The sequence below is a fragment of the Paraburkholderia sp. A3BS-1L genome, assembly GCF_051125215.1.
Taxonomy (GTDB): Bacteria; Pseudomonadota; Gammaproteobacteria; order Burkholderiales; family Burkholderiaceae; genus Paraburkholderia.
In genome coordinates this window covers 710,370-725,114 of the sequence record NZ_CP120442.1, presented here as the reverse complement: position 1 = coordinate 725,114, position 14,745 = coordinate 710,370, and the positions used below count along the sequence as shown (strand labels likewise).

15 protein-coding genes are annotated in these 14,745 nt (G+C 60.9%); 1 reads left to right on the top strand and 14 read right to left on the bottom strand.

Annotated features, from left to right (window positions below):
- Position 1: 1 nt before the first annotated feature.
- From P5W99_RS03205 to rfbB, 8 genes are all read right to left on the bottom strand, one after another.
- Positions 2-2,431 carry a glycosyltransferase family protein gene (locus P5W99_RS03205; protein WP_434661752.1) on the bottom strand — a complete coding sequence of 810 codons (2,430 nt, stop codon included), beginning with the start codon at positions 2,429-2,431 and terminating at the stop codon, positions 2-4.
- 270 nt (positions 2,432-2,701) lie between these two features.
- Complete coding sequence (locus P5W99_RS03200) at positions 2,702-3,457, bottom strand: ABC transporter ATP-binding protein (RefSeq protein ID WP_434661750.1); 756 nt, start codon at positions 3,455-3,457, stop codon at positions 2,702-2,704.
- 9 nt (positions 3,458-3,466) lie between these two features.
- Entirely contained in the window at positions 3,467-4,252 is a 786-nt protein-coding gene (locus P5W99_RS03195; protein ID WP_434661748.1) for an ABC transporter permease, read from the bottom strand.
- 52 nt (positions 4,253-4,304) lie between these two features.
- Positions 4,305-5,087, bottom strand: coding sequence for a glycosyltransferase family 2 protein (locus P5W99_RS03190; RefSeq protein WP_434661746.1), 783 nt, complete (start codon positions 5,085-5,087; stop codon positions 4,305-4,307).
- A 118-nt stretch (positions 5,088-5,205) separates the two neighbouring features.
- A complete protein-coding gene (rfbD, locus tag P5W99_RS03185) occupies positions 5,206-6,090 on the bottom strand; it encodes a dTDP-4-dehydrorhamnose reductase (protein WP_434661744.1) in 885 nt (294 codons plus the stop codon).
- Positions 6,091-6,097: 7 nt separating this feature from the next.
- On the bottom strand, positions 6,098-6,649 hold the full coding sequence (rfbC, locus tag P5W99_RS03180; protein ID WP_434661742.1) for a dTDP-4-dehydrorhamnose 3,5-epimerase: 552 nt from the start codon (positions 6,647-6,649) through the stop codon (positions 6,098-6,100).
- Positions 6,634-7,527 (bottom strand): glucose-1-phosphate thymidylyltransferase RfbA, encoded by an 894-nt coding sequence (rfbA, locus tag P5W99_RS03175; protein ID WP_434661740.1) that lies wholly within the window; start codon positions 7,525-7,527, stop codon positions 6,634-6,636. Before rfbA ends, rfbC begins: the two co-directional genes overlap by 16 nt.
- Before the next feature lie 11 nt (positions 7,528-7,538).
- The gene (rfbB, locus tag P5W99_RS03170; protein WP_434661738.1) at positions 7,539-8,600 is read right to left on the bottom strand and encodes a dTDP-glucose 4,6-dehydratase; all 1,062 of its coding nucleotides are present in this window, start codon (positions 8,598-8,600) and stop codon (positions 7,539-7,541) included.
- 394 nt (positions 8,601-8,994) lie between these two features.
- Here rfbB and P5W99_RS03165 point away from each other — a divergent pair, with 394 nt between their 5' ends.
- On the top strand, positions 8,995-9,846 hold the full coding sequence (locus P5W99_RS03165; protein ID WP_434661736.1) for a symmetrical bis(5'-nucleosyl)-tetraphosphatase: 852 nt from the start codon (positions 8,995-8,997) through the stop codon (positions 9,844-9,846).
- Between the two features lie 28 nt (positions 9,847-9,874).
- Here the strand turns inward: P5W99_RS03165 and P5W99_RS03160 are convergent, their stop codons facing one another.
- The 6 genes from P5W99_RS03160 to P5W99_RS03135 all read right to left on the bottom strand — a co-directional run bounded on the left by P5W99_RS03160 (position 9,875) and on the right by P5W99_RS03135 (position 14,730).
- Entirely contained in the window at positions 9,875-10,654 is a 780-nt protein-coding gene (locus P5W99_RS03160) for a lysophospholipid acyltransferase family protein (protein ID WP_434661735.1), read from the bottom strand.
- Positions 10,655-10,699: 45 nt separating this feature from the next.
- Positions 10,700-11,989 carry a dihydroorotase gene (locus P5W99_RS03155; protein WP_434661733.1) on the bottom strand — a complete coding sequence of 430 codons (1,290 nt, stop codon included), beginning with the start codon at positions 11,987-11,989 and terminating at the stop codon, positions 10,700-10,702.
- Between the two features lie 26 nt (positions 11,990-12,015).
- The gene (locus tag P5W99_RS03150; RefSeq protein WP_421042417.1) at positions 12,016-13,035 is read right to left on the bottom strand and encodes an aspartate carbamoyltransferase catalytic subunit; all 1,020 of its coding nucleotides are present in this window, start codon (positions 13,033-13,035) and stop codon (positions 12,016-12,018) included.
- Between the two features lie 128 nt (positions 13,036-13,163).
- Positions 13,164-13,700 (bottom strand): bifunctional pyr operon transcriptional regulator/uracil phosphoribosyltransferase PyrR, encoded by a 537-nt coding sequence (gene pyrR / locus P5W99_RS03145; RefSeq protein WP_434661731.1) that lies wholly within the window; start codon positions 13,698-13,700, stop codon positions 13,164-13,166.
- Entirely contained in the window at positions 13,700-14,155 is a 456-nt protein-coding gene (gene ruvX, locus P5W99_RS03140) for a Holliday junction resolvase RuvX (RefSeq protein ID WP_421042419.1), read from the bottom strand. Before ruvX ends, pyrR begins: the two co-directional genes overlap by 1 nt.
- Entirely contained in the window at positions 14,152-14,730 is a 579-nt protein-coding gene (locus tag P5W99_RS03135) for a YqgE/AlgH family protein (protein ID WP_421042420.1), read from the bottom strand. Before P5W99_RS03135 ends, ruvX begins: the two co-directional genes overlap by 4 nt.
- Between the last annotated feature and the right edge of the window lie 15 nt (positions 14,731-14,745).

Here is a 14,745-nt window from a genome sequence, read left to right as displayed (position 1 = left end):
TTCAACGGCGAATACGATTGACGACAACGTGCACAGTTTGCCGCCAGCCTGTGCGGCGATAGAACGCCGCCAGACGGCGCGCCTTGAACATCAAACGGCCGGCCACACCACCCGACAAGCCGCTACCCTCGTGATTCCCGTGGTACCAACTCGACGATTGAACCACGACACCCATGTCCGCAAGGGTGGGATGCATAATCGGCTCGACTATGGGGACAGCAGGCTGGCGCAAACGCAACAGCGACCGATACTCGCTACGTAACGCGTCGAGATGAGGCTCGAGCCTCGCGTACAGATTATCCGAGATGTTGGCGCGCAGTGTTTCTAGCAATCTGGTGTCGTCGATCAAACGCCTTATTGAATCGATCAGCGCACCCTCACTACCCGGCGCGACCTTCAAACCGTTCACACCATGTACGACGCGCTCGCCGAGCGCACCGATGTCCGTCACGATCGGCACGAGCCCGACCTGCCACGCTTCAGAAAGCGTCAAACAATAGGTCTCCGGCCAGATCGAAACGTGCAACGACACATCACATTCGCGCAGGGCATCAGGTGGCGCATCAATCGAATAACTGCCGTGCACAACAACGTTATTCGGCCTCGCACCACTCACCAACCGAGCATATTCAGGATCGACTCGTCCGAAAACATGAAATTCGACGCGCTCATCCTTGAGCATCGGAAAGACGCGACTCAGAACATCACCGCCCTTTTGCAACGTGACATTGCCGAGCACAGCGACCTTCAGTACGCCGCCACGCTGCCCGCGCGCCGCCGGTCGGTCAGGAATCGGCACAGGAAGGACTATCGCGCGGGAATGCTGACGTACGGAAGGGTAAGTTCGGGAATAAGTCTGCTTACCGCCTTCGGTGTTGAAGATCAGCATATCGACATATCGAAGCGCATCGTTCCAGAATTCACGTCGCTGCGCCTGCGAGCCGGGTTTGATGCGCCGCTTTTCCGACAGGCATACATCGCATTGGGCAATCGTAACATCTGGCGCACCACAAAAATCGCCCTTAAACGAGATCAGATTGAACTCATTGCACACGGGAAAAAAGTCATGCGCCGTAAAAGCACTAGGCACCCCCATCTGTCGCGCAACATAAATCAGAGACGGGACGTGGCCAATAAAATGATGAAAATGGACAAGGTCGATTTTGTGGTTAACGATGATCTCGCGCAGTGCACTTTCCCGTTGTGCACATGTGAGGAGGCCAGCCGAGTACTCTTGCCGGAATGTGAAACGCTGTATCTGCTCATAATCGCCCGCGAGCAGCAAGCTGTCTTTATCGCTGCTGCCTGCGACATAGAAAAGCACTCGCCACTTTGGACCAAGCCTCTTGCGCAGTCGTTCGAGATAGACCTCGACACCGCCGAAGTTACCCCTGTGCGCGACGTTGTGGACGACAAAGAGTACTGTGCGCACATCGTCCCTATCGACGTGCAATGCTGCCTTCTTTATGCCACCCGCGTGTTGGAGAATGGTAGTTACACGGTGATCGTAGAGATGCTCCGCAAGCGCACGCTGCCGCGAAGCCTCGGCAATCGCATCACGGTACGAACGATCCCGGATCAATTTCCTGGCTTTCGCAAAGAAATCATCTTCGGTTGAAAACAGCACGATTTCCTTATCCGGTTCGAATGCGAGGGAAACTTCCCGCAACGATTCGTGAACCATCTGCACGCTGCCTGCAAGCGCTGCCTCGAAGAGACGCGGCGGAGGCGTTTCCGCATACTCGCGTCCTTGCGATGCCGAAAACACGCGTGGCAACAGCAGGGTAATCGCGCTCGCGTTTGCAAAGCGTGCGAAATCGACAGGAGAGGTTCGCCACGACAACATGCTCGCCGGCAACTTGACGCCGTGCGGCGGCAGGAACGGATTAGTTGGCAAAGCGAACTTGAACTTCCAGTCTTCCGGCATGCACTCCACGACCGAACGAATAAACGCACTTCGATTCGGCCATGCCGTTCCCGCAAAGAACAGATCGTAGCGGAACGGTAAGTCCGGTCTGCGCACTGGCAACGAATGGAATTCGAGTGCACTCGCGAGCGGTAGATGACGACCTTTTTCACCGTATGCTGCAACGCTAGAAGAATCGTTGGTGAACACCAGATCGAAAAGTTGCGCACGCCGCTGATTGACTTCGAGTTCGTACGGATCTTCGGTGACCCACAGCACCGATCGCCCACATACCGCCGCGATGCGCGCGCAGATTGTGGCATCAAGTTCCTCGCCATCAAATGCGATGAACAGATTGCAGTGATTTGCACTAGCAACGGACATCGCATCCAACGGGCCTGCCTTGGCGACGAATTCCACCTCCGCGGATCGGCCGAGCGCTTTCAGGATCGCGAGGCAGATATAGTGATTGGGATTGCGGAACTTCGTATCAAGCAGGAGGATGCGAAACTTGTTTGGGTTCATTCGTCCTCTCAACGGATATTGGCTTGGATTGAACCCAACCAACGCCGACAAGCGCCTCAGCGCTCACATCTATGAAATGCCAATCAATTAGCTGGTTCCAGTCGTACCCGTCGAGCAGGACAATTCATATTCGACTAGAAAACGCCGGAAATTCAACTTAACTCGGCGTATTCTGTACGCCCTCGACAGCCAATCAACGAATAGCAACTAACCTGATAAATCGGTCCGGCCTGGGATGAATACGCATTTTCGGGAACTCCATCAAAACATCTACGCAACGCCCATTGCGACCTCGTATTGCGCCACGATTTCTTCAACGTCCCCAAATGCACGCATCTGGCCGTGATCCATCCACAATACTTTATTGCACATCTTGCGAATTGCATTGTTCGCGTGAATCGCGAGTACAACGATTTCGGCACGGCCATGCAAATCCGCCATCCTGGCTTCCGCTTTGTGCATGAAAGACGCATCGCCAACGCCCATCACTTCGTCGAGCAACAGGATTTCTGCATCCACTGCTGTCGATATCGCAAAGGCGAGACGCACCCGCATCCCGCTCGAGTAGGTGCGAATTGGCAGATCCAGGTAATCGCCCAGTTCAGTGAACTCGGCAATATCGCGCTGTTTCTCGCGGATCTCATTTTCTGACATGCCCAGTAACAGACCCCGCAACCGAATGTTCTGCATGCCGGTCGAGTTTTCGTCCATCCCGTGGCTGATGTCGAGCAGCGGCACGGCTCGTCCTTCGCGCGTCACGGTGCCTGCTGTTGGCGTATAGATGCCGGCCATCACGCGCAGCAGCGTCGACTTACCCGCACCGTTATGCCCAATCAATCCGATCCGATCACCTCGTTCGAAGCGCACATTCAGATCATTGATTGCGCGCACAACGACGACACCATCGTTCCCTTCGGCGATGCTGTTACGCCGCCCCAAGCGCATCACCTGCTTTTTCAGAGAACGACCCTGCACACCGTACACCGGCAGATCGAGGGTCACGTTTTTCAATTCGATGAATGCCATCGTGGCTCCTCAAATCCAGTACGGAATACGTTTTACATAGCGGCCAGTGAACGTCAGCGCGATGACCCAACCTACCACGGCCATTCCACCCGTCACACCCCACGTCAACGCATCCGGTATCTGTCCAATTAGCGGATCGCGTACCAGCGAAATCAGATAGGCAAGCGGATTCCATTCGACAATGACTCTGAACTTGTTCAGTGCTTCCGGCCGGAAAATGATTGGCGTCACATAAAACGCGACTTGCAGTAACGCCGCAATGATCTGCGGCAAATCGCGAAAGCGCGCCGAGAGCAGTGCAGCGATCATTGACAGCCACATGATATTCAGCACGTACAGCAAGAGTGCCGGGACAAAGAAAATCAGCGTCTTCCCGCCGTCCTTTATGCCGAAAACCAGCATCAACACTACGATGATAATTGCGTTGTGCGCCATTACGATCAGATTGCGCCACAGAACCTGCAGTATGTAGATCAGCTTCGGCGTTGCCAACTGCCGGATATACGACGCTGCGTTGATGTACGCGGTGCTGCCTTCCGTGACCGACGCTGAGAACAAGCCCCACAACACGATGCTCGACGCAAGGAACGGCAGATAGTCATGCATATTCTGCCCAAACAGCGTGCCATAAACGACACCAAGCGATCCAATCATCACGCCCATACTAATGGTCAGCCAGAACGGCCCGATACGCGAACGCGCATAGCGCTGCCGAATTTCCAGCCAGCCGAGCAGGGTCCACAATCGCCAGGACACAAGACTTCGTCTCAGGTCTCCGAGTGCAACAGTCAACATACTAATTTTCTCGAATGATTTTCAAAATTGAATGGATTCCGATGATAGGACGCTACAGCGCTCCCGCGCGCCCAATCAAACCGTGCCAAATGCCAAGCAGCGACAGACGCAAATGCGTAAGTCGCGGCCGCATGAATAACCCATAGATCACAAGCCGGCAAGGCAACTTGACCAGCTCGGTCGACTTCCAGCGCCATGGCACATAGCCGCGCAAAATCAACGCCACGGCATTACGAAAAATGTAATAGTGCCGTACAGGGCCATGCCCCGGATAGGCGCGCCCAAACACCCGCACCGGCTCGCCGCCGAGTTCATGGGCGAGGCGAAGCGCCGGCGCGCCCAATACCACGTAGCCTTTCGACTTCGCCCGGATGCACCACTCCAAATCCACGAAGTCGATAAACAGCGCTTCCTCCATCGGGCCAATGTGATGCCAGACCCTCAGATTGACGCACGACCCCGATGTGATCAGAAAATCGACTTCTACCGGCTGGGTGCCCACTGGAACGATACGCTGCAGCTTCAGACAACCGAAACGCACGAACGGTGCCACACCACCGAGCCTTGCGTCTTCATAAGCCGGCCCCACGATTGCCACGCGCGCATCGCGCGCACGTTCGGCCAAAAGCGTACGCGGCAACTCCGTCAGTAAGGCTGCCGATGGCTCACTGTCCTGGTCAAACAACAACGCACAGGTATGACCTTTGGCGATCAACCGAGCAACACCCTGATTTAACGCAGTCGCTATCCCTAGATTTGCGCCGTTCGCGAGATAGTCGATGCTGGAGTCCAATCCTAGGTCGGTCGCCGTCACGCGCTCTTCGGAATTGTCCACGACAACGCACGGCCACATACGGGCGAGACGATTCGCCCGTGCCACGCATCCTTGGTCTGGGCGGTAGAAAACGATGACAATTCCTGCGCTTACTTCGCCGGCAGGGGGCGCAAACGAATCACTCACTGAGGCATAGCCGCAACGCATCATCCCAAGCCGGCATCCAGACACCAAACGTATCGACCAGTTTGCTGAGGGCCATCCGCGAATTGGCCGGGCGCTTGGCTGGAACCGGATAGTCGCTCGCCGGAATCGGCACTACCTTTGGCGCGCGCTCACCCAGTGCCTCTTTGAAGATCGCCTCGGCGAAACCGTGCCACGAAGTCTCACCTACCGCCGAAAAGTGATAGATGCCAGAACGTTTCGCCCACCAGTCGACGTCGCCAGCCACGACAGCTTGGGCAACGATGTGCGACGTTGCAACTGCGATAGTCTTCGACCAGGTGGGCGCGCCAATCTGATCGGCGACGACGCGCAATTCCGGACGCTCGCTGCCGAGCTTCAGCATCGTGAGCAAGAAATTCTTGCCGCGCCGGCCGTACACCCAACTGGTCCGCAGAATCAGGTGCGCACATCCTGTCGCCGCAATAGCCTGCTCGCCTTCGAGCTTCGTGAGTCCGTAGACGTTTTGCGGATTCGTCGCGTCAGTTTCTGCATACACACCGTCCTTCGTACCGTCGAATACGTAGTCGGTCGAAAAGTGAATCAGCGCCGCGCCGCACCTTTCCGCCTCTTCCGCGAACACTCTCGGCAGCTCTGCATTCAATCGACGCGCAATGTCGACATCAGTTTCAGCCTTATCCACGGCCGTATATGCGGCCGGATTGACGATGAGCGACGGCTTCAGCTCGCGCACGAACTCGCGCACGTGGTCGAGATCACTCAGGTCGAGCTTTGACCGATCGCACGGCACGACGCGGCCGAGCGCCTGCAGCGACCGCAGGAGCTCGAAGCCAACCTGGCCGTTAACACCCGTGACGAGAATCGTCGGCTGCTTGTCCATCGAACCCTCACACATAGACTTCGGCTTCCGTCAGACGCTTTCCCGAGGCATCTTTTGCTGCCAGCAACGGCTCGAAGTCGATGGGCCATTCGATACCGATTTCCGGATCGTTCCACACGATGCTGCGCTCGTGCTCGGGGAACCAGTAGTCGGTGGTCTTGTACAAGAACTGCGCAGACTCCGAAATCACGACAAAGCCATGTGCGAAACCCGGCGGCACCCACAGTTGCCGATGATTGTCCGCCGAAAGGTGTACCCCAACCCACTTGCCGAAATTCGGCGAGCTGCGGCGGATGTCGACGGCGACGTCGAACACCCGCCCTTCCACCACGCGCACGAGCTTGCCCTGAGCATGCTGGACCTGATAATGCAGCCCACGCAGGACGCCCTTGGCAGAGCGTGAGTGATTGTCCTGCACGAACTCGACGCCGGCCTCGACCAGCTCCTCGAATTCGCGTCCGTTAAAGCTCTCATAAAAGAAGCCACGTGCGTCGCCGAACACCTTCGGCTCGATGATCTTGACTTCGGGGAGCTCCGTAGCAGTTACCGTGATGGCCATGCAACCTGGTCCGTGAGAATGTTCAACAAATACTTGCCATACGCGTTCTTCGAGAGCGGCTCGGCAAGCCTCTGCACTTGATCCGCATCGATCCACTGCCGTCGGTACGCAATTTCCTCTGGACACGCGACCACGAGTCCCTGACGTTTTTGAAGCGTTGCAATGAATGTTGCCGCCTCGATCAGCGAGTCGTGCGTACCCGTATCGAGCCACGCATAGCCGCGGCCCATAATCTCGACATTCAGCGCACCCGCGCTCAGATAGCGCGAGTTCACGTCCGTGATTTCGAGCTCGCCGCGCGGGGACGGCTTGATGTCTGCCGCAATGTCACACACGCGGTTGTCGTAGAAATACAGACCCGTGACCGCATAGTTCGAGCGCGGCTGCGCCGGCTTCTCCTCGATGGACAGGGCGCGGAAGCCCTTGTCGAACTCAACCACGCCATATCGCTCCGGATCGTGCACGTGATAGGCAAACACGGTCGCGCCCGTGTCCTGCGCGTTCGCGCGCTCGAGCTGCTTCGCCAGATCGTGGCCGTAGAAGATGTTGTCGCCAAGAATGAGCGCCGACGGATCGCTGCCCACGAAGTCCTTGCCGATGATGAACGCCTGCGCAAGCCCGTCCGGTGACGGCTGAACTGCGTACTGGATGTTCATGCCCCACTGGCTGCCGTCGCCGATCATAGCCTCGAAGCGCGGCGTGTCCTGCGGCGTCGAGATGATGAGCACGTCGCGGATGCCCGCCACCATCAGCGTCGACAGCGGGTAATAGATCATCGGCTTGTCGTACACCGGCAGCAGTTGCTTGGACACCGCGTGGGTGATCGGATAGAGCCGCGTGCCGGAACCGCCGGCGAGAATGATGCCTTTGCGCGCCATGTCCGGTGCCCTTACGCGCGCTGCGCGTAGTTCGTTTCGACCCACTTGCGATAGTCGCCCGAGGCAACCTCGTCGGCCCACGCCTGGTTATCCAAGTACCAGCGCACCGTCTTCGCAAGACCCGTCTCGAACGTCTCGGCCGGCTTCCAGCCCAGCTCGCGCTCGAGCTTGCGCGCGTCGATCGCGTAGCGGCGGTCATGGCCGGGGCGATCCGTCACATAGGTGATCTGGTCGCGATACGAGCCCGCAGCCTTCCGCCGCATCTCGTCGAGCAGGTCGCACAGCGTGTGCACGACCTCGAGGTTCTTCTTCTCGTTCCAGCCGCCCACGTTGTAGGTCTCGCCGCACTTGCCGCGCGCCAGCACTTCGCGGATCGCGCTGCAGTGGTCGCCCACGTAGAGCCAGTCGCGCACGTTCTGGCCGTCGCCGTACACGGGCAGCGGCTTGCCGGCGAGCGCGTTGGCAATCATCAGCGGAATGAGTTTTTCGGGGAACTGGTACGGACCGTAGTTGTTCGAGCAGTTCGTGGTGAGTACCGGCAGCCCGTAAGTGTGGTGGTAGGCGCGCACGAGATGGTCCGAGCCGGCCTTGGTGGCCGAGTACGGGCTGTTCGGGGCGTACGGGGTGGTTTCGGAGAATTGCGGGTCGGTTGCAGAAAGCGAGCCGAACACTTCGTCCGTGGACACGTGCAGGAAGCGGAAAGCAGCCTTCTTCGCCTCAGGCAGGGTGTTCCAGTACTGGCGCGTGGCTTCGAGCAGCGTGAAGGTGCCGACCACATTGGTCTGAACAAAGTCGGCCGGACCATGGATCGAGCGGTCGACGTGGCTTTCTGCGGCGAAATGCAGCACGGCGCGCGGCTTGTGCTCGGCGAGCAGCGCGTCGAGCGCGGCGCGATCGCAGATGTCCACGCGTGCGAACACGTGCTTCGGATTACCCTGCAGCGATTGCAACGTTCCAAGATTGCCTGCATAGGTCAGCTTGTCTACGTTCAGAACGGCCTCGTCGGATTGACGGAACCAGTCAAGCACAAAGTTGGCGCCGATAAAGCCGGCACCGCCCGTTACCAGGATCATGGAACTTCCCTTTTTGGCGCGAGATTGGAGGCTGGTCTGGCGTGGATCCCCCCGGAGCCAGACGCGCTAAAGAATGCTGTAAAGATGGGAACTTGACGAGAGAACGCCTGCTTTTTACCCACACTGCATACTTTGACTCTGATTTTGTAACAGCAATTATACGGGCAGCTTGGGGGAAAGCCATAGCTCTAACATCTTGAAACAGCTTGACAATTCCGACCCGCCGCTCTCTCACAATGAAATATGCGCCAGAACGAAGCACTCATTTACGCGTCCGCAACAAGACAATTCAGCCGCACTCATACCGCAATCGTTTTCCTGTGATACCTTCACTCTCTTGCCTTCACACCCTGTCACGCTCATCCGCAGCTGATTCGCACCTGTTTTCGTTTCGATGACCAAGCACGCGCCGTTCCCGCCGCCCCTCGCTTTCGGCGACCTCCAAGGCTGTCTCACCCCTTTTCGCGAGCTGCTTGCCAAGGCTGGCCCTTCCGCCGACACCCCGCTCTGGTTCGCGGGCGACCTCATCAATCGCGGTCCCGATTCGCTGGAGACGCTGCGCGAGGTGATCGCACTCGGCGACCGTGCCGTCGCGGTGCTCGGCAATCACGATCTGCACCTGCTTTCCGTGTCGGCGGGCATCCGCAAGTCGAAAAAGGGCGACACCATCGAAGACATCCTGAGCGCCCCCGATGCCCAGGATCTTTTGCATTGGGTGCGCCATCGTCCGATCGCGCATTACGACCAGGGCATGCTGATGGTGCACGCCGGCGTGCTGCCGCAATGGGATGTCGAACTCACACTGGAACTCGCGCGTGACTTCGAAAAGGCGTTGCGCGGCGACAACTGGAAAGAAGTGCTGGCCGGCCTCTACGGCAACGAGCCCAGCCGCTGGTCGAAGAATCTGAAAGGGATCGAGCGGCTGCGCATCACGTGCAGCGCGCTCACGCGCATGCGTTTTTGCGACGCCGATGGCGTTATGGACTTCTCCATGAGCGGCGGGCTGGATTCGGCGCCGCCGGGTTTCATGCCGTGGTTCGACGTGCCGGGACGCAAGACCGATAACGCCACGGTAGTGTTCGGCCATTGGGCGGCGCTCGGCCTCACGTTGCGCGAAAACCTGATCGGCCTCGACTCGGGCTGCGTCTGGGGCGCGCGCCTTTCGGCGGTCAGCCTGCAAGCGGATCCCGATCAGCGCGTGCTCACTCAGGTGCCCTGCTCGAGCTGCCGCGCGGTCTCGGGTTGAACGCGCGGCGCGCAAGCGCAGCCCTGCCTCAAGCGTCAACCCCGCTGCGCAGCCCCTGCCGATCCACCCGCCCCGGCGAGCGCAGCACCTCCAGCGCCTCCCCCACCGCCCCGTGCGCTTGCGCCGCGAGCCTGCGGCGATCATCGCCCGGCTCGATCGCCTCGCATACATACACATGCGCCGTGATCGGCCCGGCCTTGAGCAACATATCGAGCGACTCTTTGAGCGAGACATCGTCGATATACGCGGGTGCCGCCGACTGTCGCCCCTGCGCGTCTTCATAGAGGATGCAGATGGGCTGCACCGGCGCGCCCGACGACACCGGCGCCTGGAACATATTCGCGTGAAACGGCTTGATCGCGAGGCCGTCGGTGGTCGTGCCCTCCGGAAACACGCACATCAGTTCGCCGCGCCCAAGGCGCGCCGCCAGTTCGTGCATGATGCGGTGCGCGTCGCTGCGCCTCTCGCGCTCGATGAACACGGTGTCCAGATTCTGCGCGAACCAGCCAATCAGCGGCCAATTGCGGATCTCGGCCTTCGAGACGAACGGCGTCGGCCGCCACGCGTTGATCACGTAGATGTCGATCCACGAAATGTGATTGCTCACGACGAGCGCGCCCGCGTCGAGCCGCGCCGCGTCGTTATGCACGACGATCTTCATGCCGCACAGTTCGAGCATCCGGCGCGACCAGGCGCGGTTCATGGCGTGGCGCGCCTGGGGCGTCGCGCGCGGAAAGCGCACGCCGACGGTCCAGGCGCCGCGCAGCAGGTGCCCGAGCAGCCGGGCTTTACGTATAAAGAGCCTCATGGGGATATGAATGTCGATGGCCGTCGCGAGTGCGCTCGATGATCCTCAATGATGTCCGGCGTCGCGCTCGAAGCCGGCGCGCCCAGCCACCAGCGTTGCGCGCACCACGGCGGGCAGTTCGTAGCCGAGGAACGGCGTGTTGTGCCCCTGGCTCTTGAGCGCGCGCGGCTCGACCCGCCAGTGCGCGTTCGCGTCGAACACGCAAAGGTCGGCGGGTGCGCCTACGGCAAGTCGCCCTGCCTCACGCTGCATCACCCCGGCAGGCGCCGAAGTGATCGATGACAGCGCCTTCGCAAGCGGCATCCCTGCTTCCTGCGCCCACTTCACCGTAAGCGAAAGCAGCAATTCGAGCCCGCTCGCGCCCGGCGTGGCTTCGGCGAACGGCAGCAGCTTCTCGTCGTCGTCCACGGGCGTGTGCTGCGAGCAGATCGCGTCGATTGTGCCATCTGCAAGGCCCGCGCGAATGGCTTCGCGGTCGCGTTGCTGGCGCAGCGGCGGGTCGAGGCGGAACTGGGCATCGAAGTAGCCGATGTCCATGTCGATCAGATGCACGTGGTTGGCCGTCACATCGCAGGTCACGGGCAGGCCCTCGGCCTTCGCCGCGCGCATGAGCTCAATGCCCGCCGCCGACGAAAGATGTTGCACGTGCACGCGCGCACCGGTCACGCGCATCAGTTCGAAAAGCGTGAACAGCGCAATGGTCTCCGCGCTCACCGATACGCCCGACAGCCCGAGCCGCGAGGCCAGCGCGCCGCTCGCGGCCACGCCGCCCTTCGCGAGATACGCGTCCTGAGGGCGCAGCCACACGGCGTAACCGTAGGTGCTCGCGTACTGGAGCGCGCGCAGCAGGACCTGCGTGTCCGCGATCGGCTTGTCGGCCTGCGTGAAGCCGATGCAGCCGGCCTCGGTGAGCGAAACCATCTCGGTGATCACGTCGCCCTTCAGGCCAACCGTGAGCGCGCCGAGCGGATAGACATGCGCGCGCTCGAGCTTGCCCGCGCGGTACTTGAGCATCTCGACCAAGCCCGCTTCGTCGAGCACCGGATCAGTGTCGGGCGGGCACACGAGGCTCGTCACGCCGCCCGCGAGCGCCGCGTTCATTTCCGAGTCGAGCGTGGCCTTGTGCTCGTAGCCCGGTTCGCGCAGCCGCGCGCTCAGGTCGACGAGACCCGGCGCGACCATGAGGCCCTTCGCGTCGAGCGTTCTGTCCGCCTGAAAACCGGCGGGCGCGGCGCCGAGCGCGGCAATCTTGCCGTCGGCGATATACACGTCCTGCTGCGTTTCAGTTCCGCTCGCGGGATCGATCAGCGTGCCGCCTTGAATCTGAATCTTCATGCCCTGCCCTTGTTGTTCTCGCCCGTTCATTCGTTGTTTCCGGCAACGATGCCCATCACCGCCATGCGCACCGCAATGCCGAAGCTCACCTGGTTGAGGATCACCGACTGCGGGCCGTCCGCGACCTGCGAGTCGATTTCGACGCCGCGGTTCATCGGCCCCGGGTGCATCACGATTGCATCGGGCGCGGCCAGCGCGAGCCGCTCGGGCGTCAAGCCCCAGCTCTTGAAGTACTCCTGCGCCGATGGCAGCAGCGCCCCGCTCATGCGCTCGTTCTGCAGGCGCAGCATGATGATGACGTCGACGTCCTTCAAGCCTTCGTCGAGGTTATGGAACACGCGCACGCCCATCTGCTCGAGTCCGCCCGGCAGCAGCGTGCGTGGGCCGATCGCGCGCACTTCGGGCACGCCGAGCGTGGTGAGCGCGTGAATGTCCGAGCGCGCGACGCGCGAGTGCAGAATGTCGCCGACGATCGCCACGCGCAGATTCGTGAAATCGCGCTTGTAATGTCGGATCGTGTACATGTCGAGCAGACCCTGCGTGGGGTGCGCGTGGCGGCCGTCGCCGGCGTTGATCACGTGCACGTGCGGCGCGCAATGCTCGGCGATCAGGTACGGCGCGCCGCTCGATGCGTGGCGCACGACGAACATGTCGGCGTGCATCGCCGAGAGATTGCCGATGGTGTCGAGCAGCGACTCGCCCTTGCTCGTCGACGAGGCGTTGATGTTCAGGTTGAGCACGTCCGCCGAAAGACGCTTGGCCGCGATCTCGAAGGTCGTGCGCGTGCGCGTCGAGTTCTCGAAAAACAGATTGAACACCGACTTGCCGCGCAACAGCGGCACTTTCTTCACATCGCGGTCGGTGACGCTCACGAACTGCGTGGCGGTGTCGAGAATGTGCGTGAGGATCGCGCGCGGCAACCCCTCGATCGTGAGCAGGTGCTTGAGCTCGCCGTTCTTCGTGAGCTGCGGATTGCCCTTGAGGAAGCCATAGCGAAAGCGCTTGTCGTCCGGTACGTCCGGGGCCGGCGTGGGCTGTGTGTTCATCGCGAAATTCCTGCGCGGGTGTCTGACTGGATCTGGCCGGGTCGTATCGGATCCGGCCTGTTGTATCGGGTTCGGTGATGTCGCCGGAGCGCAGCCGTTGCTTGATGGCTTCGCTCAGGCAAGGTGGTTCAGTGCGCGCCGCGAGGCTCGATGCGGGGTTCGACGCACATCGCGAAGCGGCCGTCGTCGGCGCGCTCGAGCACGAGCGTCGAGTCCGGGTTCAGTTGCTGCGCCTCGCCGCCGGTGAAGCGCGCCGCCACCGGTAACTCGCGCCCGCCGCGGTCGACAAGCACGGCCAGCTCGACCGAAGCGGGCCGCCCATAGTCGTAGAGTTCGTTGAGCGCCGCGCGCACGGTGCGCCCAGTGTGCAGCACATCGTCGACGAGCAGGATGCGGCGGCCTTCCACTTCGAACGGCAGCGCGGTCGGGCTCGCCTGGCTGTGCAGGCCCTTCTTAGCGTAGTCGTCACGATGCAGTGCGACGTTCACCACGCCCCACTGCGCGGCTCCGAGGTCGTGCGCGAGCCGCTCGGCCAGCCACGCGCCGCCGCTACGGATGCCGGCGATCGCCACACCATCGGGTGCGCCGAATGCGCCGATCGGATAAGCCGCGCGAATCTGCTCGAGAATGGCGCGGTACAGCGCCTCGGCGTCGGGAATGTTCATCACGGGAATTGGGGCGGGGGTTCGTCAACAATCTCGTCGAGGTACTGCTGGAGGATCACACAGGCCGCTTCGGCGTCCACATGCTCCGCACGTTCGCCGCGCTCGCGCAGGCGCGCTTCGGCATCGACGGAGGAATAGCGCTCGTCCACCCAGACCACGGGCAGATTGAAGCGGCCGTTCAGTTGATTGCCGAAGCGTTTGGCCAGCTTCGTCATGACATGCGGCGTGCCGTCGGGATGACACGGCAGGCCGACCACGAGCAGATCGGGCTGCCATTCGCGCAGCAGCGCGCTGACGGCTTCGAAGCGATAGTCGATGCCGCGGTTCTGGATCACGGTGAGCGCGCGGGCGCTGCGCGTGAGCGCATTGCCGAGCGCCACACCGATGCGCTTCTCGCCGTAGTCGAACGCCAGCAAGGTCGCCTCGGCGGCGCCCCGCCCTGCAGCCACGCTCATGCGTGCCCTGCTTCGCCCGAAAGCATCGTCGACGAAATGCCGAGCAGCGCGAGCGCCGCTTCGAAGCGCTCTTCGGCGGGCACGTCGAACACGATCTTCGGATCGGCTTCGACCGTGAGCCAGCCGTTCTTCGAGATTTCGTCTTCAAGCTGGCCCGCACCCCAGCCGGCGTGGCCGAGCGTGAGCAGGAACTGTTCGGGGCCGGTGCCGCTGGCCACGGCTTCGAGCACGTCCTTCGAGGTGGTCATTTCGAGGCCGCCGGGCACCGACATCGACGAGGTGTAGTTGATGCCGGTCTTTGGGGCGTGCAGGACGAAGCCGCGCTCGGTCTGCACCGGGCCGCCGAAATAGACGGGAACGTGCAGCAGCGGTTCGATTTCGAGCTTGAGGTCGATGCGCGAGAACAGCGCTTCGAGATCGATATCGGTAGGACGATTGATCACGAGGCCGAGCGCGCCGCGCTCGGAATGATCGCAAAGGTAGACCACCGTTCCTGAAAACGTGGGGTCCGCCATGTTGGGCATGGCGATCAGGAACTGGTTGGTCAGATTGATGCGATCGTTACTCTTGGACATGGTTTGAATTCTAGC